The sequence below is a fragment of the Limnobacter humi genome (genome assembly GCF_024518835.1).
Classification (GTDB): domain Bacteria; phylum Pseudomonadota; class Gammaproteobacteria; order Burkholderiales; family Burkholderiaceae_B; genus Limnobacter; species Limnobacter humi.
The window spans coordinates 474373-496113 of sequence record NZ_JANIGO010000003.1; the positions used below are offsets into that span (position 1 = coordinate 474373).

Here is a 21741-nt window from a genome sequence, read left to right on the forward strand (position 1 = left end):
GCCAATTCCAAAAAATCAGCCTAGAAGTTTAGCACGCGAAGATTATTCAAGCGGCTTGATGGTGTTATCCGAGAGGATGCCGTTCAGCGCAGTGACAGTGCTGGGACCGGGGCGGGGAAGGCCGTTTTTGGCGAGGAATTCTTGCGGGTTTTTGGCCACACCGCCAACACGAACCTCAAAGTGCAGGTGCGGTCCAGTGGAGCGGCCAGTATTGCCCACCAGCGCAATTTTCTGACCTAAGCGAACAATATCGCCCTGCTTGACAAGCAACTTCGACGCATGCGCATATCGCGTGGTGGTTTTCGAGTCATGTTCGATTTCAATCATGTTGCCGTAGCCGGGGTGATACGATGCATTGACCACCACGCCAGAGGCTGCAGCCAGGATGGGCGTGCCCACAGGTGCAATAAAGTCAATTCCCTCATGGACCGAACGGCGACCAGTGATGGGATCGATTCGCGTGCCGAAATTGCTGACCGCAATCGTGTCGATCAAGGGTGACTCATTGGGAATGCTCTGGATGCGAACACGGGCCGATTGCAGGTCAGCATCGATAATGCTGTACACATCGGCCTGTTTTTCAATTTGCTGGGCCACTTCTTTCAGGGCTGTTTTCACTTCACGAAAATTGAGCGACTTTTCGTTGTCTTGCTGCAAACCACCCTGACCGATTTGGGCTGTTTTCAGCAATTTGCTGTCCATGCCGTTGGTTTTCATCAAGCGAGCACTGATTGCATCCAGCCTGGCCAGTTGCGCACGCATTTCGGCAATGCGAATGGCCATGGCATCCAGGGGGGTGCTGGTGTCTGCAACCGCGTTGTGCTTTTCCAGCTGACGCGCGTACACGACCTCCTGAACCACCGGGATGTCCTCTCCGTAGTAGGCTGCCAGAAACAAACCGGCAGCGATGAGCGCCACGGCCGAAAAAACCAGCCCGATGACCAACATGGCCAAGTGTGCAGCGCTTATACTGATGGTGCTGATGCGGGAAAAAGGACCCCGCATGAGAATCAACTGCATGTTTAACCTCCTCAATTCGCGCGATCACCCCTGAAACTCCCGGGTGAACGTCACGGACTGCAAAGAGAACCCTCGGTGAAGCCCAAGCATTCTCATTTTTCTCCACTGGCCAGCCTGCTCCAACACAGCGCAACAGGTTCTCTGATTGCGCAGGCTGCGCAATCCGGTCAGCTCGAAAAAACGATCAAAGGCTGGCCCGCTTTGCGGGGTGTTGCCTTCAGTGTGGGACCACTAAAAAATGACCAGCTGAAACTTTTCGTCGGCACCCCTGCGGCCCTGACCCGCTTGAGGCAATCCCTTCCCAGTCTGATCACACATCTTCAACAGTCGGGATTGAATGTTAATCATATCCAACTGCAAATACAAACAAATCCTTTGGTCTCTAAACAATCCCGCCGACAACCCAAGCGCGCGGTGTTCACTGATGCGGCACGCAAGGCATGGCTTGATTTAGAAAACAAACTGCCCGATTCACCCGTGAAAGCGGCAACGTCTGCCTTGAACCGGCATCACAAGTTCAAGTAAAAACTGAAGACTTCGCCGTAAACCCCCAACCATGCGGGTTCATCTTATTGGACAAATGCGCCTTATGCAACAGCCCAATCACTTCGGAACACGGTGGGGGTCTCCCGGATGCTCTCAAAACTCACGACCTCATACGCAGAAGGGTCTTTAATCAGCGCACGAATCAATTGGTTGTTCAAGCCATGACCGGAACGAAAAGCCTGGTATTCACCAATGATGGGGTGACCAATCACGTACAGGTCACCAATCGCATCCAGCACCTTGTGTTTCACGAACTCATCGTCATACCGAAGCCCATCGGCATTCAGAATACGGTATTCATCCATGACGATGGCGTTGTCCAGATTGCCCCCCAAAGCCAGGCCCACATTGCGCAGCATCTCGACATCCTGGGTGAAACCAAAGGTTCGCGCACGGGCAATATCTTTCGTAAAAGACGTGCTGGCGAAATCAATTTCCAGCATTTGACCAGTTTGATCGATGGCCGGGTGCCCGAAGTCAATTTCGAAAGTCAGTTTGAAACCGTCATAAGGTTTCAGGCTGGCGTACTTCAAGTTACTGCCCTCCCCCTCACGAACTTCCACGGCTTTTTTGACGCGGATAAACTTCTTGAGGGCAGATTGCTCTTCCAGCCCAGCCTGTTGTATTAAAAACACAAAGGAGATCGCACTACCGTCCATGATGGGCACCTCAACGGCATCCAAATCAATGTACGCATTGTCCACGCCGAGGCCACACAAGGCCGACATCAGGTGCTCAATCGTGGACACCTTGGCGCCTTCGCGCTCCAAAGTCGATGCCATGCGGGTATCGCCCACCGCCATGGCATTGACCGGGAAATCCACAGGCACCGGCAGATCGACACGACGAAACACAATGCCGGTGTTGGCTGGCGCAGGGCGCAGAGTCATGGTGACCCGCTTGCCCGAATGCAAACCGATGCCGGTGGCGCTAAGAACCTGTTTAAGCGTTCGTTGTTTCACAATGAAATCCTCGTGTTGTACGGCGAAGTGTAACGGCAGGGGGATTTAAACCCAAAGACTTTCATGGAGGTTTCGTTCAAATTGCCGCCTGCCACCGCACAACATCTGCCAAAATTTGGCTAAATTCTGGCTTTTTTCAACAAATCACAACTGTGACAGCAGTTTTTCTGCGGTGCTGTTTTCAAACGTTCCGGGTGGATCCAGGTTGACCAGTTGAACCACGCCGTCTTTGACCAGCATGGAGTAACGCTGCGATCGAACCCCCATGCCGCGTGTGGTCAAATCGAGCTCCATGCCGATTTTGCGGGTAAACTCCGCCGCGCCGTCAGCCAGCATGCGAACTTTTCCGGCCGCCCCCTGTTCTTTGCCCCAAGCGCCCATGACAAATGCATCGTTGACCGACACACACCAAATTTCGTCAACGCCCCTCTGTCGGAATTCAGCCGCATGCTGAATGAAACCAGGCAGGTGTTTTGCTGAACAGGTGGGTGTGTAGGCACCAGGCAAAGCCAGGATGGCCACTGTTTTGCCGGCTGCCTCTTTTTGCACGTCAAAGGCGTTGGGGCCGAGTGAACAGCCGCCGGTTTCTTCGTGGAAAAACTCGTAAACGGTGGAACTGGGTAATTTGTCGCCCGCTTGAATGGCCATGAAAAAAACTCCTGAAAAATTCATTGAAAAACCGGTACGTTGCACATTTCGCAGAGGGCAGCAGGCCCGCAGTCTTCGGCAAAACCGCGAAAACCGCCTGCTAACAACCCTGCGACGTGGATAGGGCACGGCCGAGGCCCCCACAGGAGCAACAGCATGCGCAAACGCCCGGCTTTCAGTCTAAATCAAATTTCAGCGATAGAAATCAGTCTGCTTGACGACGCAAGAATGCGGGAATGTCAAACCGATCCATACCACTGTTCTGCAAGGCCTCCACACGGGTTGCTGCGCTTTCCCGCGGATTACGGAATACAGCTGGAATGGATAGGTCCTGATCCGACTGTGCACCCACTGCATCGTAAGTGCCAGTGCGGGCGACCGGTACATACTGTTCGTTGCTGACCAACTTGGGCTTGGCAGCCTTGCGGCCAAGGCCCGTCGCAACCACGGTCACCCGCAGCTCGTCGCCCATGGATGCGTCATACGCAGTGCCAAAGATCACGGTGGCATCTTCAGCCGCATACGCGCGGATGATGTTCATGACTTCCTTGGTTTCTTTCAACTTCAAACTGCGGCTTGCCGTGATATTGACCAGCACGCCACGGGCACCCGACAAGTCCACACCTTCCAGCAACGGGGAAGCGATGGCCTGTTCGGCAGCCTCCCGCGCACGGTCAGGACCTGTGGCGGTGGCGGTGCCCATCATGGCCTTGCCCACTTCAGACATGATGGTTTTCACGTCTTCAAAGTCGACGTTCACATTGCCCTCGACGTTGATGATTTCGGCAATGCCGGCGCAGGCATTGTGCAGAACATCATCGGCTGCAATAAAGCAGTCTTCCTGGGTGGCATCATCGCCAACCACTTCGAGCAGTTTCTCGTTCAGCACGATGATCAGGCTGTTCACCTTGCTGGACAACTGTTCCAATCCCTCGTCGGCCACTTTGCAACGCTTGGTGCCCTCAAACTCGAACGGTTTCGTGACCACGGCCACCGTCAAGATGCCCAGTTCTTGAGCGACTTCGGCCACCACAGGCGCTGCACCAGTGCCAGTACCCCCACCCATGCCTGCGGTGATGAACACCATGTGTGCGCCGCGCAGGGCATCACGAAGGCGGTCTCGATCCTCTTCTGCAGCCTGGCGGCCGGCTTCGGGTTTGGCACCCGCACCCAGGCCTGTTCGGCCCAACTGAATCAGCACATGGGCACCGGTTTTGGCCAGTGCTTGTGCGTCGGTGTTGGCACAGATGAATTCGACACCGCTGACACCCTGGTTGATCATGTGGGCCACTGCGTTGCCACCGGCTCCGCCTACACCCACCACTTTAATGACAGTCCCTTTGGTTTCTGTCTCGAGAATTTCAAACGACATGGTTATTGCCTCCTATCAAAGCGACTTCGCCGAAAAATCAGTTAAAAAAAGAACTCTTAAAAATTACCCAAAAACCACTCTTTCATTTTTTGAACGGTCTGCTTGAAGCCGCCCCCTTGCGAGGCCACACGGCGGCCTCGCAGGTGCTGTGCACGCGCCTCTTGCAACAAGCCCATGGCGGTTGCAAATCGGGGGGTGCGCACCATGTCGGCCAAACCACCGTCGTATTCCGGCACACCAATGCGCACCGGCTTCATGAAAATGTCTTCACCGAGTTCTGCAATGCCGGGCATCAGGCTGGTCCCGCCGGTGAGCACCACGCCAGACGACAACAGTTCTTCGTAACCACTTTCACGCAGCACCTGCTGCACCATGAGGAACAATTCCTCAACGCGGGGCTCGATGACGGCGGCCAAAGCCTGTTTGGACAAGGTTCGCGTGTCGCGTTCGCCAATGCCCGGTACGTCAATTTTGGCGTGGGGGTCAGCCAACACCTGCTTGGCCACACCGTTGCGCAATTTGATTTCCTCAGCATCGGGCGTGGGTGTTCGCAAGGCCATCGCAATGTCGTTGGTGATTTGATCACCCGCAATTGGAATGACAGCGGTGTGGCGAATGGCTCCACCCGTGAACACAGCAATGTCTGTGGTACCGCCACCAATGTCGATCAACACCACACCCAGCTCTTTCTCGTCCTCGGTTAACACGGCCATGCTGGAGGCCAGTGGCTGCAACATCAGGTCTTGCACTTCAAGCCCGCAGCGGCGTACGCACTTCACAATGTTTTGGGCGGCAGACACAGCGCCAGTCACGATGTGCACCCGGGTTTCCAGACGTACACCACTCATGCCCAAAGGCTCACGCACATCCTCCTGACCGTCGACAATAAACTCCTGCGGCAACACATGCAGAATTTGCTGATCCGTTGGAATATTCACCGCCTTGGCGGTTTCAATCACTCGGGCCACATCGGCCTGTGTAACCTCACGTTCCTTGATGGCCACCATGCCCGAGGAATTGAAGCTGCGAATGTGGCTTCCGGCAATGCCAGTCAGTACCGTCTTGATCTTGCAGTCCGCCATCAGTTCGGCTTCTTCCAGCGCAGCCTGGATGGACTGGACGGTGGCCTCAATATTGACCACCACGCCTTTCTTCAGCCCGCGGGATTCGTGTTGCGCAACACCAATCACTTCGAAGCGACCGTCGGACTGCAATTCGGCCACCATGGCCACCACCTTGGACGTACCAATGTCCAACCCCACTATCAAATCTTTTGGCTCTTTATTCATGGCGTGCAAACTCGTTTATCTCTTTCAATTCAATTTCACGCTGGCGGCGTTGTTCACTTTCAGAGCCGCCATGCGATCGCCCTTTATTGCCACACCCCGGGGATACCGCAGATCAATGCTGACGATCTTGGGCATCACCTCTTGTTCTATTCTTGGATACAACTTCAACAACCGTTCCATCTTCTGGTCGATGGAAAAATTCTCCTGCTCTCGACCCAGTTCAATGTGCAAACCTGTGTCGGTGTCCATGGACCAGCCGTACCGGTCCGACAATTCAATTCTTTCGGGCCACATGCCCAGCGTTTTCAAGCGCTCGGAAGCCTTGACGTACATGTTGGCCACCATGGCTTCGCTGCCCACCGGGCCACTCAATTCGGCCAGATTGCGTTCATCGCCGGCCTCAGCCAGGTTTGCGGAGAACACTTCACCAAAGGTATTGATCAACCGGGACTCGCCCCATGTGGCCAATGGGCTGTGTTCCTCAATCTGAATACGCAGTCCGTTGGGCCAGGCCCGCTGGATCGATGCTTTTCGCACCCAAGGCTGAGCCTCCACCAACCGGCGAATATTCTGTAAGTTGGCCGAGAAGAAACTGCCCCGCACTTGCGGCACCACTTGCGACTGAAAACCGATCAGGTTGATTCGGTCCACATCGCCCCGCAATTCAATGCGGCGCAACTCAAACACTGGCCGGTTGATGACCCATTGAACGCAGGCATAACCCAACAACACCATCGCCAAGGCAAAGAAAAAGCCGGCAATGATGCTCATGAGCTTGTCGTCGTTCCAAATGGCTCCCAACATCAGCGCTTGTCTCCCAGGTTTTGCCCCGACGCCTTCAATCGTGCGCTGGCCGCAATCTTGAGCACCAATTGGTCATAGTCCACACCGCTTGCGCGGGCGCTCATCGGCACCAATGAATGGTCTGTCATCCCTGGTGAGGTATTGAGTTCGAGCAGCCAGGGTGTCCCATCGCTATCCACCAGCACGTCAGCCCGACCCCAACCAGCGCAACCCAGGACCTGGTAGGCCTTCACGCAGAGGTCTTTCACCCGGCTTTCCATGGCATCATCCAGACCACTCGGGCAGAAATACTGCGTTTCATTCCCGATGTATTTGTTGTGGTAGTCATAATTGCCATCGGGTGCCTGAATCCGAATGACTGGCAAGGCATAAGCACCTTGTCCTTCTCCCATCACAGGCACGGTCAATTCCATGCCACTGATGAATTTCTCGGCCAGCACGTTGGGGTCGTAACGGTAGGCCATGTCAAAGGCAACCTGCAGATCTTCCTCACACTTCACCTTGGTCAAGCCCAGGGTGGAGCCTTCTTGCGCGGGTTTCACAATCAAGGGCAAACCCAGGCGCTGCACCACGGCCTTGGCATCAAAACCCGGTTGCAAACGAACGTAGTCGGGTGTGCTCAGGCCCTCACTCAACCAAACAGCCTTGGTCAGAATTTTGTCCATGGCCAGCGCTGAGGCTGCCACGCCACTTCCGGTGTAGGGAATGCCAAAACTTTCCAGTGCGCCCTGGATAGTGCCGTCTTCACCAAAACGACCGTGCAGAGAAATCACTGCACGGTCAAAATGTCCTTCCAACAATTCAACCATGCTGTGTTCGGCTGGATCGAACCCATGCGCATCCACGCCCTGGCGCTTCAAAGCAGCCAACACCATGCTGCCGGACTTTAGCGATACTTCTCGCTCTGCAGATTTTCCACCGTACAACACCACCACTTTGCCCAAGCTTTTGGGATCAATTCGGCCATTCATGACTGGCCTCCATGGTCAGTGTGCGCAGCCAGCCGCGCAGGCAAGGCGCCGATGGAGCCAGCACCCATGGTGATCACGAGATCCCCGTCCCGAGCCACATTCAAAATCGTACTTTCCATATCCTTCATGTCTTCAACAAAAATCGGTTCCACGCGCCCGGCCACCCGAACCGCTCTGGCCAGTGACCGTCCGTCTGCGGCCACAATTGGCTGCTCTCCAGCGGCATATACCTCGGACAGAATCACCAGGTCTGGTGTGCCCAACACCTTGACAAAATCTTCGAAACAATCCCGTGTGCGGGTGTAGCGGTGCGGCTGAAAGGCCAACACCAGGCGTTTGTCTGGATAGGCGCCTCGAGCGGCCGCCAGTGTAGCGGCCATTTCCACCGGGTGATGCCCATAATCATCAATGACCATGAAGTGTCCTCCCTCTTTGGCAGGCACTTCTCCGTAGTGCTGGAAGCGTCGACCCACACCGTTGAATTTTTCCAAGGCCGAAACAATCGCAGCGTCAGACACACCGACCTCGGTGGCCACGGCGATGGCTGCAAGCGAATTGCGCACATTGTGCTCGCCGGGCAAATTCAAGGTGATATCCAGAGCGGGCTCATCTTCCCGAATAACTGTGAATTTCATTTGACCGGCACAAGCCTGTACATTCACAGCACGAATCTGGGCCTGCTCGGACAATCCGTAGGTCACCAGTGGCTTGGACACGAAGGGCATGATTTCTCGGACACAGGGATCGTCCACGCACACAGCTGCAATGCCATAGAATGGCAAACGCTGCGTAAACTCCACGAAGGCTTGTTTCAATCTGGCGAAATCATGCCCATAGGTTTCCATGTGGTCGGCATCAATGTTGGTGATGATCGCGATCACGGGCATCAGGTTGAGGAATGATGCATCCGACTCGTCGGCCTCCACCACCATGAATTCACCCGTCCCCAATTTGGCATTGGCCCCTGCCGAATTGAGACGACCACCAATCACGAATGTCGGATCGAGTTTGCCTTCTGCCAAAATGCTGGCAACCAGGCTGGTGGTGGTGGTTTTACCATGCGTTCCAGCCACTGCAATGCCTTGCTTCAAACGCATCAACTCCGCCAGCATCACCGCACGGGGCACCACAGGTATCCGTTTGGCGCGCGCTGCCAACACCTCCGGATTGCTTCCACCGACGGCTGTGGATGTCACCACGGCATCCGCACCATCAATATGCTCTGGCGCGTGTCCCACTCGAACCTCGGCACCCAGTTTGATCAAACGCTGGGTGACGGCGGAATCGGACAAGTCCGATCCACTCACCTTGTATCCCAAGTTGATCAACACCTCGGCAATTCCGCTCATGCCGGATCCACCGATACCCACGAAATGGACATGTTTGACTTTGTGTTTCATCGTAGTGAGGCCACCTGTTCAAGAACATCGGCCACATCGCTGGTGGCCTTGGGTTTTGCAAGGTCGCGGGCCTTCAGTGCCACAGCCAGGCATTGGCTGCGGGTCAATGAGGCCAGCCATTCAGACAGCCCCTGGGCATTGAGTTCAACCTGCTGTCGCAACCATGCGGCTTGTTGGTTCACCAGAAATGCGGCGTTGCTGGTTTGATGGTCATCCACAGCATGTGGAAACGGTACAAACAGCGCAGCCACACCAATGGCAGCCACTTCAGCCACCGTCATCGCACCTGCACGGCAAATCACCAAATCAGCACGGGCCATTTCAGTGGCCACATCGTCAATGAAAGCCACGGTTTGTGCGGAAACCCCCGCATTGGCATAGTGAGTCTTCAATTCATCGAGGTGCTTTTCACCGGCCTGGTGCATAACTTCGGGACGATCAGCCGTTGGCAGCAGGGCCAACGCCTTGGGCACCAGCGCATTGAGTGCCTGTGCACCCAGGCTGCCGCCCAACACCAACAACCGCAGGCAGCCCTGACGACTTGCATAGCGCTGAGCAGGGTCCACCTGTGCGGTCACCGCCGAACGCAAGGGGTTGCCTACCCACTGCCCCCGAATGAGTGCATCCGGGAAAGCAACCAGATTTCGATCAGCCAGCTTCGATAAGACTTTGTTGGTCAGACCCGCCACGGAGTTTTGCTCATGCACCACCAAAGGAATGGCCCGCAAGCTGGCCATCATGCCCATCGGAAAGGCCACGTAGCCGCCCATGCCCAACACCACATTCGGCTTGCAAACCGACAAGATACGCAATGATGCCCAGAACGCACGCAGCAATTTCAAAGGCATCATCAACTGGCTACCCAGCCCTTTGCCACGAAACCCGGCGAAGACCAGCGCATGCAAAGTAATACCATGCTGTGGCACCAAACGACCTTCCATGGCAGCCGGGTTGCCAGCCCACTGAACAGCCCAACCCCGGCGCATCATTTCCTGCGCCACGCTGATGCCCGGGAATATGTGCCCGCCGGTGCCACCAGCCACAATCAGTGCGGTTCGGCGAGTCATGCAGCCCCTCCGCGCATCATGGTTCTGTTTTCGTAGTCCACGCGCAGCACCAATGCCAGTGCAACACAATTCATCATGATTGCAGACCCGCCATAACTCATCAGCGGAAGCGTGAGGCCCTTGGTGGGCAACAACCCCAAATTCACACCCATGTTGATGAAGGTCTGTACACCAATCCAGGTGCCCACCCCTTTGGCAAACAAGCCGCTGAATGTTCGCTCCAGCGCGATGGCTTGGCTGCCAATCGCAAAACAACGTCGCACAATAAAAGCGAAGAGCAAAATCACGATGGTGACACCCACAAAGCCTAGCTCTTCACCAATCACGGCCAGGATGAAATCCGTGTGTGCTTCTGGCAGGTAATGCAGTTTTTCGACACTGCCGCCCAAACCCACGCCAAACACCTCACCGCGCCCAAACGCAATCAACGAATGCGACAACTGGTAAGCCTTGTTCTGCGCATTGTCGCCACTCCAGGGGTCCAGATAAGCCAAGAGGCGGGCCCGCCGGTAATCGCTAAATGCAATCAGCAATGCAAAGGCGGCGGACAACATGCCAATGCTGCCCAAAAACACTTTGGCGTTGATCCCACCCAAAAACAGGATGGCAAACACCACGGTCACAATCACAATGAAAGCGCCCATGTCGGGCTCAAGCAACAGCAACATGCCCACCAGGAACATGGCCACAATCATGGGCAACAGAACTTTGCCAATCCGCTGCATGTAGGCTTGCTTGCGCACGGTGTAATCGGCCGCATAAATGATGGCGCAGACCTTCATCAACTCGGAGGGCTGAATGTTCAGCACATACAACGACAGCCAACGCCGCGCACCATTGACATCCTTGCCCACACCGGGAATCAACACGAGCAACAACAAACCCAGACAAGACAGAAACAGCAGCGGCGCCAGTTGCTGCCAGCTCTTCATGGGAATTTGGAATGCAAAAAATGCAGCGGCGAAGGCCACCAAAAAGGACACTGCATGGCGGACCAAAAAATGGGTGGTGGAGTAATTGGCGTATTTGTTGGAGTCGGGCAGCGCCACGGTGGCGGAATAAACCATCACCAATCCCAAAAACAGCAAAGCCAGCACAGCCCAAACCAGGCTTTGATCGACGCTGTGCTGTTGTCCAACGCCCTGCGTGTTGCCGCGGCCCAATCCATAGGCTGAACTGGCTCCAGCAACACCGGCTGGAATCAGGCTGTGGGTAGGCAGGGACGACCGCTCACGCTTGAACCATTTGTTCAGCATGGTTGACCTCCGTCCATGGCCAGTTGTCGAACGGCACTCACGAACACTGCGGCCCGGTGGGCATAATTGTTAAACATGTCCAGGCTGGCGCAAGCCGGGCTCAGCAAAACACAATCGCCGGCTGTGGCCAGAGCGTGCGCCTGTTTCACCGCATCCTCCAGCGTGGCGGCATGGATACACTGCACGCCAGCTGGGGTCAATACGGACTCCAGTTGCTCGGCATCCTTCCCAATCAGCACCACCGCTTTGGCAAATTCAGCCACCGGCGAGGCCAGGGGTGAAAAGTCTTGACCTTTGCCATCACCGCCAGCAATCAAGATGACCGACCGCGCCAAGCCCGTTAGTGCTGCCACCGTAGCACCCACATTGGTGCCTTTGCTGTCATCAAAATAATCCACTCCACCGAGGCTCATGACAAATTCCACCCGGTGCGGCTCGCCCTTGTAGCTGCGCAAGCCATGCAACAACTTGGCCATGGGCAAACCCAAACCCTGGCAAAGCGCCAGCGCGGCCAACGCATTGGCCGCGTTGTGCAAGCCCACCACCTGTAAAGCATCGGTGGGCATTAGCAGATTGTGACCAACCTCCACTGGCTCGAGCTTGGCGCGCCTGGATGTTGGGGTATCCTGCATGGCATAAGCCTGCGACAACCACAACATGCCGCCTTCGCGTAACAAACCGAAATCGCCTGGTTGCGCAGGCGCATTCAGACCGAAGCTCACACGATGAGCCTCTTTGGGTATTGGTGCAGCGTTAACATATACATCATCCCGGTTCACAACCGCCACCGAGTGCTCAGCATAAATCCGGAACTTGTCCCGAGCGTATTCGTCCATGTCGGCATGCCAATCCAGATGGTCTTGAGTAATATTCAAAACCACCGATGCATCGCAACGCAGGCGCGTTGTCCAATGCAGCTGAAAACTAGACAGTTCCAGGACCCAGATGTCGGGCAGATCGTCATTGAGCAAACACTCCCGCAAAGCATCCAGTGCAGCGGGGCTGATATTTCCGGCAGCCATGGCCTTTTTTCCGGCATAACCAGCCAGGCACTCCACCATTTTCGTGGTGGTGGTTTTGCCATTGGTCCCAGTAATACCAACCACCTGGGGCGCATAACCGCGACTGCTTTTCAAACTGATCAAAGCATCCGCCATCAAATCCAGTTCTGACTCGACAGGCGTCCCATGGGCCTGCGCAGCATTCAAAACAGACTGCATCAAAGGATGGGCTGGCGGTAGGCCAGGCGACACCACAACCCGGTCAAACTGCCAAACGACATCCTGCAGGCTGGTGTGCAATGGAATGTCCACGCCCAACGCCTGCAAATGACCAAGGCCTGGCGGCTGATCACGGGTATCCACCACGGCGAGGCGCGCACCCTGGGCCACAACCCAACGCGCGCAGGCCAGCCCGGACTCGCCGAGCCCCACCAGCAACACCGATTGATGAATCATCAAATCCAGCACGTTACAAAGTCCTTTGCGTTAACGCAATTTCAGAGTGGACAAACCAGCCAACACCAACATCATCGTGATAATCCAAAAACGGACGACCACCTGGGTTTCCTTCCATCCACTCAGCTCGTAGTGGTGATGTAGGGGGGCCATCCGGAACACCCGCTTTCCACCGCTGTACTTGAAATACAAAACCTGGATCATCACCGACAGGGTTTCCGCCACAAACACGCCACCCATGATGAACAGGACGATTTCCTGTCGTACGATCACCGCCACCGTGCCCAAGGCACCACCCAACGCCAGCGCACCCACATCACCCATGAACACCTGGGCCGGGTAAGCGTTGAACCACAGAAACGCAAGGCCTGCGCCTGCGATGGCCGCCAGGAACACCGCCAATTCACCAGCGCCTGGAATGTAGGGCAACAACAGGTACTTGGAATACACCGCATTACCGGCCACATACGCAAATATCGCCAAGGCCGAGGCCACCAACACGGTGGGCATGATGGCCAGGCCATCCAGACCGTCGGTGAGATTGACCGCGTTACTGGTGCCCACAATCACAAAATAGGACAAGGCAATGAAGCCCCATACCCCCAACGGGTAACTGATGGACTTGAAGAAGGGAACAATCAAATCTGCATTGTTGGGCAGGTGCATTGAAAACCCGCTGTCGACCCAAGCCATGAAGATTTCAGGGACGCCCTGCCCCCCTTGGGCGGAGACGGCGAAAGCCAAATAAAACGCGGAGATCAGCCCAATCACGCTTTGCCAGAAATACTTCCACTTGGCAGGCAAACCCTTGGGATTGCGATATACCACCTTGCGGTAATCATCCACCCAACCAACCCAACCAAAACCAAAGGTTACGATCATGACCACCCAGACGAACCGGTTGGATAGATCGGCCCACAGCAATGTCGACATGCCGATGCCGATCAGTACCAACGCACCGCCCATGGTGGGCGTGCCCGCCTTGGCCAGGTGGGTCTGAGGTCCATCATCCCGAACGGCCTGACCAATTTTGTACTGCGTCAGCTTGCGAATCACCATGGGACCAGCCACCAAGCCGACCAACAGCGCCGTGCCACAAGCCAGTACCGCCCGCAAAGTCAGGTAGTTGAAAACACCAAAGGCGCGAATGTCCGTGGCTAGCCATTTGGCAAGTTCAAGCAACATGCTGATCTCCTTGTCCTGGCTCAAAATGCTGCTTGAGCGCGTCCACAACCCGTTCCATTTTCATGAAGCGGGACCCTTTGACCAGCACGGTCCAATGACCGGGCTGAACGCATTGAATGATGGTCTTAATCAATTGATCTAAACTTTCAAAATGTTGGGCGCCTTCACCGAAGCTGCCCACGGAATGTCGAGTTGCTTCACCCAGGGCGTAGAGCTTGCTCACGCCGAGCTGTTTGGCCACCCGTCCCACCTCCTGGTGATATGCATCCGACGCATTACCCACCTCACCCATGTCACCCAACACCAACAAAGTGTTGCCGCCCTGTTCGGCCAGCACCGCACTGGCAGCGTTGACTGAATCCGGATTGGCGTTGTAACTGTCGTTGATGAGCAGCACATGGCGGTTTCTCAGCACAACCTGCAAGCGACCACTGACCGGTTGAAACATCTCTAAACCCGCTTGAATGGAATCATCTGCGCACCCACCCGCCCACGCGGCTGCGGCTGCGCCAGCAGCGTTCATGGCATTGTGCTGACCCAAAAATGCCGGCTTGACCCGAAGGGCGCCACGCACTGTTTCAATTTGAAGCTCACCCGATGCGCCTGAAAAAGAAGGTTCGAAATCTCCACCCATCCCAAACCGAACGCATCGCTGATCCCCGGCCTGGGCCATCCAGGTGACATCGTGCGGAGTACCAACTGGAAATATGGCCGTACCAGGTGACTGCAGATGCAGAAAGGCGGAACCATTCTCCGCTGCCACTGCCTCAACCGATTTCATGAATTCCTGATGTTCACGCTGGGCATTGGTCAACAACACCACATTGGGCTGCACCAAGGAAGCCAGGTGTCCAATTTCTCCTGGGTGATTCATGCCCATTTCAATCACGGCTGCCGTGTGGTGTGCACGCAAACGGAACAAGGTTTGCGGAACCCCCACATCATTGTTCAGGTTGCCCTGCGTCACCAAGGTCGCCTCTTCACCAAAATACTTTCTGCAAATACTGGCCAGCATTTCCTTGCTGGTGGTTTTGCCATTGCTACCCACCACACCAAACACCATGGGCCTGAACTGATTGCGCCAAGCCCAGGCCAACCCGCCCAAGGCCATTCGGGAATCCCGAACCAGTAACTGGGGTACTGGCAAATCAAGCAAACGCTCCACGACCAGAACAGATGCACCTTTGCTCACCACATCCGATGCAAAATCATGCGCATCAAAACGCTCACCCCGCAGACACACAAACAGATCGCCTGACTGCACTTGGCGGCTGTCCGTCTGTACCTGACGGATGGCAGCAGGCAAGCGGTCGGGAGCAGGCTGAACCATGTGGTTAATCAGCCCTTTGAGCATCAAATCGGATGACATGTTGAGCTCAGACATGAAGACCTCGCTCCATCAACACGGCCTGCGCCACAGCAGCGTCTGAGTGGGTGCGAACCTCGTGCCCCACCGTTTGGGTTTGTTCATGCCCCTTGCCAGCCAACACAACCACATCCACCGGACCTGCATATCGAATCACATCCTCAATGGCCTTCACACGGTCCACTTCGACCGTCAACTTGCCCAAAAGTCCCGCCTCGACGCCTGCCAGAATGTCGTTCAAAATGGCCTGGGCATCTTCAGTGCGTGGGTTGTCCGAGGTGATCCAAACAGCATCCGACAAACGGGCTGCCACATCGCCCATCAATGGCCGTTTTGTTTTGTCCCGATCTCCACCGCATCCGAACAGGGTCAGCAGGCGCCCACCCCGAGCAGTGCACAATGCGCGCAAGGTCTCCAACACGCGCTGCAGTGCATCCGGCGTGTGGGCATAGTCCACAATCACACAGGGCGAGTCAGCCACCCATTGCATTCGACCCGGTGCGGGTGTGACAGTGCTCAAGGCCTGAGTCAGGGTGGCAGTGTCCAGTGCAGGCTGATTCAGTGCGGCGTACACCAGGGCCATGTTTTCTGCGTTGAAATCACCCAACACGCGAGCTTGAATGGTGCAGGACGATTCTTGAGTCTGCAGATGGATGGACAACCCGGTTGGCTGATGGTCCAACGCCATGATTCGAACATCGGAATCCATCGCCCGACCAACCGTCGTTACAGCAACACCCTGGTTATTTGCGACTTCCCGGAAACGCTCACCCCAAGGGTCGTCGACATTCACCACGGCACGCTTCAAACCAGGCCAGGTCGCCAACATGAGCTTGGCCTCGCCGTATGCTTGCATGGTGCCGTGATAATCCAGGTGGTCTTGCGTTAGGTTGGTAAACAGTGCGGTCGAGATGGGCACACCGGCCAATCGACCTTGGTGCAGACCAATCGACGAAGCCTCCACGCAAACTGCCCGAAAACCATCAACCTGCAATTCATGCAGCAAGTGATGCATACCCACAACATCTGGTGTGGTTAAACCAGAATGCGGCTTCAGTTCGTCGGGCGAGCCATAACCCAGAGTTCCGATCACGGCAGTCGGCAGCCCCAAAGCCCCCAGTGCCTGGGCCAACCAGCGGGTAACCGTGGTTTTGCCATTCGTGCCAGTCACGGCATAAATGTTCAGGCCCAGTTCAGCCGTGCCGTAATACCGACATGCAATGTCTGCAAGCAGGCTTCGCAAATTCAACACGGGCAAGACAGCGGCACTCTGATACACCCGACTGTCCTCATGGTCCACCAACACCAGTCCGCAACGCTGCTCACGCAACAGATCATCGGCCAGGTTGCGAGGGTCGAAGGACTGACCTGGCACCGCCAGCAGCACATCCCGAGGACCACCCAATCGTCGGTGATCGGTCACCAATGCTGAGCAGTCCGAGAAAAAGCCAAGCTCATGCAATTCGCTCAGCACCTCGTCCACGGAGTGCAGGTAGGCGCTCTTCACATGGCCTCCGGTGCAGGGGCTTGAACATATTTGCGCAGCTGTTCCCCAGGTCCAACCGCATCTGGCTGAACATTCAGACGGGTCAACACACTTTTGACAATGGTTGAAAACACAGGCGCAGCGACCAAGCCACCGTAATACACACCGGTGGACGGCTCATCCACCATCACAGCCACAATGACGCGCGGATTAGACACAGGAGCCAACCCCACATAGGACGACACATACTTGTTGATGTAACGCCCGCCTTCCTGTTTGTGCGCAGTCCCCGTTTTGCCAGCAACCCGATAGCCTTGCACTTGTGCCTTGGGCGCGGTGCCGCCCGGCCCCGAGGCCAACTCCAACATGTGCAGCATGCTGGCTGCCACTTCTGGACGAATGACTGGCTGCCCCTGCGGCATGTTGTGGTCTTCGTGCTTGATCAAGGACACCGGCACAAAACGCCCCTGATTGGCAAAAATGGTGTACGCCTGGGCAAGTTGAATCAGCGACACGGAAATACCGTGACCGTATGACATGGTTGCCTGCTCGATGGGGCGCCAGGATTTCCAGGGGCGAATACGGCCCGCAACGGAACCAGGAAAGGAGATCGCAGGCGTCTGCCCGAACCCCACCAGGTGGAAAAAATCCCACATGTCTTTTCGATCTAGATCCAGCGCAATTTTGGTTGTACCAATATTGCTGGAAAATTGAATGACTTCATCCACGGTAATCAAGCCATGGGCTTTGGTGTCGTGAATGGTGGCTGGACCAATGCTGAGGTGGCCATTGCCGGTGTCAATCTTGGTCGTGGGCTTGATCTTTCCCTCATTCATGGCCAACGACACCGTGAATGGCTTGAGGGTCGAGCCAGGCTCGAACATGTCGGTGAATACGCGGTTGCGAAGCTTTGCGCCATGAAGGTCGCTGCGATTATTCGGGTCGTACGTGGGAATATTCGCCATGGCCAGCAACTCGCCCGACTTTGCGTCCAGCACCACCGCTGCAGCCGCTTTTGCCTTGTGCTGCTCAACTGCCTTTTTCAACTCCGACAGCACGATGTACTGCACATCAGCATCCACCGACAGGACCATGTCCTGACCATTGACCGGTGGGCGCAATTCACGGGTTTCCTCAATGATGTTGCCCAGCCGATCCCGCAACACACTTCGCTCACCATTTTCGCCAGTCAGTGCCTGATCAAAGGCCAGCTCCACACCTTCCTGCCCACGGTCTTCAATACTGGTAAACCCAACCAGATGGGCAGTGGTCTCGCCTTGGGGGTAATAACGCTTGCTCTCCACAATGAAGCCCAAGCCTGGCACTTTCAAAGCCCGAGCCTTGTTGGCCAAATCGGGATCCACCTGACGATCCAAATACACAAATGCCTTCTTTGCATCTGCCCGGATTTGACGAATCATGCGATCCGGTTGCTTGATACCCAAGGCTGCGGCGAGCTCACGCAACTTGGGATCGGGCACCTGACTGATTCGCCGGCCGTCATACCAAATGGTTTGCGCCGGCACGCTTTGAGCCAACACCACATTGTTGCGATCCATCAATGTGCCACGCGAAGCTGGCAATGGCAGGGTACGTTCCATGCGCTTGGCGCCCTGCTCCTGCAAAAAATCATTCGATACGATTTGCAGATAGGCCGCACGGGCAATCAACCCGCCAAACGCCAAAAACAGACCCAGCAAAACCAGGCGAGATCGCCAAGCAGGCAACCTCGTCTCTAAAACCTCGGAACCACCGAAGCGAACGGCCTTACTCACGCGCACCCCCGCTGGTGTTGAATGGCATGAACACGATGGACCCGGGCTGCGGCGGAATCATCTTCAACTCCCGCCGGGCCACCTCATCAACCCGCTCGCCTTTGGCTAGCGTCACCTGCTGCAACTGCAGGCGCGTAAACGCAACATCCAGTTGCCGCTCAGCTTCCTGCTCTGATCCCAACGTTACAAACAGGGTTCTCGCCTCATGCTGGAAGTCAACCACTTGCATGGCGCAATAAATCACCAGGGCCAGCAGCAGAATGTTCAACCTACCCATGGGCCACCTCCGCCAACTTTTCGGCCACTCGCAACACCGAACTGCGGGCACGCGGGTTGCGCTCGCACTCTTGCGCATCAGGCTTGATGCGAGCGAGTTTTTTCATCAATGGCTTGGGCTCAGGCAGTGGCAGTTTGCGCAAACGAGCATCCTGCTGCGACTTTGGATTGGCCAGCTTTTCAATGAACTGCTTGGCGATCCGGTCCTCCAAGGAATGAAAACTGATGACCGCCAAGCGACCACCAATGTTCAAGCGTCTGAACGCAGCGTTCAGGCCCTGTTCGAGCTGCGCAAGCTCCTGGTTGACGTGAATCCGTAAAGCTTGAAAGGTGCGCGTGGCAGGGTCCTGCCCCGGCTCGCGCGTGCGTACTGCCCCTGCCACGATCTGGGCAAGGTCGAGGGTTGTAGTGATCGCCCGCTCTTGGCGGCGAGCAACAATCGCTGCTGCAATCTGAACAGCAAACCGTTCTTCCCCATAATGTTTAATCACCTCACTGATGTCCCGAGCCGTGGCCCGAGCAAGAAAATCGGCCGCGGACTCTCCCGCCTGCGGATCCATGCGCATGTCCAAAGGACCGTCTTTCCTAAAACTGAAACCCCGCTCAGCCTGGTCAATTTGGGGCGATGACACACCGATGTCCATCAACACACCATCCACCTTCGGCACGCCCATGGCATCCAAGGCCCGCTCCAAATCGGCAAACGCGCTGCGATAACCCTGAAACCGAGCATCAAGAACGCCTGTCATGGCCTGCACCGCTTGGGGATCCCGATCCAGCGCCAACAGTCGACCCACCGGCGACAAACGCTCAAGAATGGCGCGTGAATGCCCACCACGCCCAAACGTGCAGTCCAAATAGATGCCATCGGGGTTGTGCAACAGGGCGTCCACCGTGGGCCCAAGTAGCACGGGGATGTGGTCATGGGTACTCACCTTCAGAAGCTAAAGTCGTTCAGTGAATCAGGCATGCCGGCGGCAATGGCCTTGTCTTCTTCCACCTTGAGCAGCGTGGAATCCCAGATTTCGAAGTGACTACCCATGCCCAGCAACATCACGTCTTTCGACAGCGAGGCGGCGTCGCGCAGTTCGGGTGAGACCAAAATTCGGCCAGCAGAATCGATCTCCACATCGGTCGCAAAACCCAGGAAGATCCGCTGCCAAGGTCGGGCAGACATTGGCCAGGCCGCAATTTTCTCGCGATGCTGCTCCCAAACAGGCCGGGGAAACATCAGCAAGCAGCCATTGGGGTGTTTCGTGAGCGTCAAGGCTCCCGCGCACTGATCCATCAGTGCGTCACGATGCTTCTGGGGCACATTCATGCGCCCTTTGGCATCCATCGACAGGGAAGAGCTGCCTTGAAACACGAGATATAAATTCCCACAAAAATACACAAAAACCCACGAATCACCACTTTACGCATTCCCTCAGGCCTTGTAAAGGCGCTCAAGGCAAAAACGCCTTTACAACCAATGACTTAGATGGGTTATCTTGAATTTTTTTAGGGAAAATATCGAGAAAAAATAAAGCCATATCGAGACAACTGAAAGTAATGTCTCAAATAAAAATATTTGTCAGGAAACTGAAGGAAATTGCGATGAGGTTGAGAAAGTGCGCCTGTAAGCCGGATTCTGTTGGCCTGTCGCCAGGCCCGACAATCATTCCTCTAGGCCGGCAATTGCTTGCCAGCTCAAGCCACCTACCCGCGCGCCCGGGGAGCACCGTCCAGACCGTGAAGCCTGTGCGCGCCTATTTGGTGTTGCTCCAAGTGGGGTTTACCTAGCCGATTCTGTCGCCAGAATCGCGGGGGTCTCTTACACCTCCGGTTCGCCCTTGCCTGTGAAGGTTGCCCTTCCATCGGCGGTGTGTTTTCTGTTGCACTGTCCGTCGCCACCTGGGCAGTTTCCTGCCCATGCAACGCCTGGCCGTTAACCAGCACCTTGCTCACTGGAGTCCGGACTTTCCTCTCCTTCTCGCGAAGCAGCGACTGTCCGGCGCACTCTCAACTTGAAAGTGTAGAACCATCCCACCGCAATGCCAACCTTTGAAATGATTTATTGCCATGAAGTGTTGGCTTTGGGCGAAAAACTTGCCGATCGGCATAAAACATGTGGGCTTGGTTGGCTGAGCACCAACCTGGTACACCCAACACAGGCAGCGGACACAATTGCGCTGGAGTTTCAATCTGGGTCACAGCCTGAGCCAACACATGATCCACAACGGGCCAGCATTGATCGAAGGACCCCGCACGCAGAGACGCCATCAACCCCCTAGGGTCGGCGTCGTCGAGAACACACACGGGTAAAACTTTGGCACAAAGGCCCTTGTGCGCACGGTCCATGGCATCCAAAAGGCCGTGACCAAACACCAGCAAATGAATGTGATGCCCCCAATCTGCCCGGTGACGCATGAACAAACTCGACCAATCATGATTGATCAATTCTTGAACGACTTCGGGGTGACTGACCAGCAGCAGGGCTCCACTCTCGTCCAGCAAGGTCAACGCATCCCGGCGGGCATTCCGACCGTTGCCGCCAACAGCCTGTTGCCGTGCCGACTCAGCGATGTGGGCCTCATTCAACGCTCGCTTAAACTTGGGTAGGGTCTGCCAAACCACACCGTTGTACCAGTCATGGGCCAGATCACGCGTCGGAATGCTGCCCTGTTGGCACCGGGCCTCGTAAGCCAGTGCACCCAAGTGTTCAGTAGACGGCACAAAGTGCAGCCCATCATTCGGGCTCATCACATGCGCCCGCCTATTCAAGCGCAGGGCCACATGACCCGGCCCACAATCAGCCGGTTCTACCACCCCAGCCGAAACCCATTCTACAGACGGACCACCATAAGGAACAAGCCAGGGTT

20 protein-coding genes and 1 other RNA gene are annotated in these 21741 nt (G+C 55.8%); 1 reads left to right on the forward strand and 20 read right to left on the reverse strand.

From position 1 onward, the window contains the following. Positions 1–42: 42 nt before the first annotated feature. Positions 43–1020, reverse strand: a complete 978-nt coding sequence (locus NQT62_RS11515; RefSeq protein ID WP_256764851.1) for a M23 family metallopeptidase — start codon at positions 1018–1020, stop codon at positions 43–45. Positions 1021–1095: 75 nt separating this feature from the next. Here NQT62_RS11515 and NQT62_RS11520 point away from each other — a divergent pair, with 75 nt between their 5' ends. Then, positions 1096–1545: a flagellar hook-length control protein FliK gene (locus NQT62_RS11520; RefSeq protein WP_256764852.1), complete on the forward strand. Its 450-nt coding sequence runs from the start codon at positions 1096–1098 to the stop codon at positions 1543–1545. Positions 1546–1607: 62 nt separating this feature from the next. Here NQT62_RS11520 and lpxC read toward each other — a convergent pair whose 3' ends face one another. The 19 genes from lpxC to NQT62_RS11615 all read right to left on the reverse strand — a co-directional run bounded on the left by lpxC (position 1608) and on the right by NQT62_RS11615 (position 21622). Then, positions 1608–2531 carry a UDP-3-O-acyl-N-acetylglucosamine deacetylase gene (gene lpxC / locus NQT62_RS11525; protein WP_256764892.1) on the reverse strand — a complete coding sequence of 308 codons (924 nt, stop codon included), beginning with the start codon at positions 2529–2531 and terminating at the stop codon, positions 1608–1610. 141 nt (positions 2532–2672) lie between these two features. Further along, complete coding sequence (locus NQT62_RS11530) at positions 2673–3176, reverse strand: peroxiredoxin (protein WP_256764853.1); 504 nt, start codon at positions 3174–3176, stop codon at positions 2673–2675. A gap of 205 nt (positions 3177–3381) precedes the next feature. Then, positions 3382–4548 (reverse strand): cell division protein FtsZ, encoded by a 1167-nt coding sequence (gene ftsZ, locus NQT62_RS11535; protein ID WP_256764854.1) that lies wholly within the window; start codon positions 4546–4548, stop codon positions 3382–3384. A 56-nt stretch (positions 4549–4604) separates the two neighbouring features. Further along, positions 4605–5837 (reverse strand): cell division protein FtsA, encoded by a 1233-nt coding sequence (gene ftsA / locus NQT62_RS11540; protein ID WP_256764855.1) that lies wholly within the window; start codon positions 5835–5837, stop codon positions 4605–4607. A 24-nt stretch (positions 5838–5861) separates the two neighbouring features. Further along, complete coding sequence (locus NQT62_RS11545) at positions 5862–6641, reverse strand: cell division protein FtsQ/DivIB (protein ID WP_256764856.1); 780 nt, start codon at positions 6639–6641, stop codon at positions 5862–5864. Beyond that, positions 6641–7612, reverse strand: a complete 972-nt coding sequence (locus tag NQT62_RS11550; RefSeq protein WP_256764857.1) for a D-alanine--D-alanine ligase — start codon at positions 7610–7612, stop codon at positions 6641–6643. The genes NQT62_RS11545 and NQT62_RS11550 overlap by 1 nt, the downstream gene beginning before the upstream one ends. Then, on the reverse strand, positions 7609–9012 hold the full coding sequence (gene murC, locus NQT62_RS11555) for a UDP-N-acetylmuramate--L-alanine ligase (protein WP_256764858.1): 1404 nt from the start codon (positions 9010–9012) through the stop codon (positions 7609–7611). Before murC ends, NQT62_RS11550 begins: the two co-directional genes overlap by 4 nt. Then, the gene (gene murG / locus NQT62_RS11560) at positions 9009–10079 is read right to left on the reverse strand and encodes an undecaprenyldiphospho-muramoylpentapeptide beta-N-acetylglucosaminyltransferase (protein WP_256764859.1); all 1071 of its coding nucleotides are present in this window, start codon (positions 10077–10079) and stop codon (positions 9009–9011) included. The genes murC and murG overlap by 4 nt, the downstream gene beginning before the upstream one ends. Beyond that, positions 10076–11335 carry a putative lipid II flippase FtsW gene (gene ftsW, locus NQT62_RS11565; RefSeq protein ID WP_256764860.1) on the reverse strand — a complete coding sequence of 420 codons (1260 nt, stop codon included), beginning with the start codon at positions 11333–11335 and terminating at the stop codon, positions 10076–10078. Before ftsW ends, murG begins: the two co-directional genes overlap by 4 nt. Continuing rightward, positions 11329–12792, reverse strand: a complete 1464-nt coding sequence (gene murD / locus NQT62_RS11570) for a UDP-N-acetylmuramoyl-L-alanine--D-glutamate ligase (protein ID WP_256764893.1) — start codon at positions 12790–12792, stop codon at positions 11329–11331. Before murD ends, ftsW begins: the two co-directional genes overlap by 7 nt. 30 nt (positions 12793–12822) lie before the next feature. Continuing rightward, on the reverse strand, positions 12823–13977 hold the full coding sequence (gene mraY / locus NQT62_RS11575; protein ID WP_256764861.1) for a phospho-N-acetylmuramoyl-pentapeptide-transferase: 1155 nt from the start codon (positions 13975–13977) through the stop codon (positions 12823–12825). Further along, on the reverse strand, positions 13967–15361 hold the full coding sequence (locus tag NQT62_RS11580; RefSeq protein WP_256764862.1) for a UDP-N-acetylmuramoyl-tripeptide--D-alanyl-D-alanine ligase: 1395 nt from the start codon (positions 15359–15361) through the stop codon (positions 13967–13969). The genes mraY and NQT62_RS11580 overlap by 11 nt, the downstream gene beginning before the upstream one ends. After that, on the reverse strand, positions 15354–16850 hold the full coding sequence (locus tag NQT62_RS11585; RefSeq protein ID WP_256764863.1) for a UDP-N-acetylmuramoyl-L-alanyl-D-glutamate--2,6-diaminopimelate ligase: 1497 nt from the start codon (positions 16848–16850) through the stop codon (positions 15354–15356). The genes NQT62_RS11580 and NQT62_RS11585 overlap by 8 nt, the downstream gene beginning before the upstream one ends. Further along, on the reverse strand, positions 16847–18604 hold the full coding sequence (locus tag NQT62_RS11590) for a peptidoglycan D,D-transpeptidase FtsI family protein (RefSeq protein ID WP_256764864.1): 1758 nt from the start codon (positions 18602–18604) through the stop codon (positions 16847–16849). The genes NQT62_RS11585 and NQT62_RS11590 overlap by 4 nt, the downstream gene beginning before the upstream one ends. Beyond that, complete coding sequence (ftsL, locus tag NQT62_RS11595) at positions 18597–18881, reverse strand: cell division protein FtsL (RefSeq protein ID WP_256764865.1); 285 nt, start codon at positions 18879–18881, stop codon at positions 18597–18599. Before ftsL ends, NQT62_RS11590 begins: the two co-directional genes overlap by 8 nt. Then, positions 18874–19815, reverse strand: a complete 942-nt coding sequence (gene rsmH, locus NQT62_RS11600; RefSeq protein ID WP_256764866.1) for a 16S rRNA (cytosine(1402)-N(4))-methyltransferase RsmH — start codon at positions 19813–19815, stop codon at positions 18874–18876. The genes ftsL and rsmH overlap by 8 nt, the downstream gene beginning before the upstream one ends. 2 nt (positions 19816–19817) lie before the next feature. Further along, positions 19818–20246: a division/cell wall cluster transcriptional repressor MraZ gene (mraZ, locus tag NQT62_RS11605; RefSeq protein ID WP_256764867.1), complete on the reverse strand. Its 429-nt coding sequence runs from the start codon at positions 20244–20246 to the stop codon at positions 19818–19820. A 237-nt stretch (positions 20247–20483) separates the two neighbouring features. Next, positions 20484–20882, reverse strand: an RNA gene (gene rnpB, locus NQT62_RS11610) — RNase P RNA component class A. Next, positions 20882–21622: a DUF3025 domain-containing protein gene (locus NQT62_RS11615; protein WP_256764868.1), complete on the reverse strand. Its 741-nt coding sequence runs from the start codon at positions 21620–21622 to the stop codon at positions 20882–20884. The genes rnpB and NQT62_RS11615 overlap by 1 nt, the downstream gene beginning before the upstream one ends. Between the last annotated feature and the right edge of the window lie 119 nt (positions 21623–21741).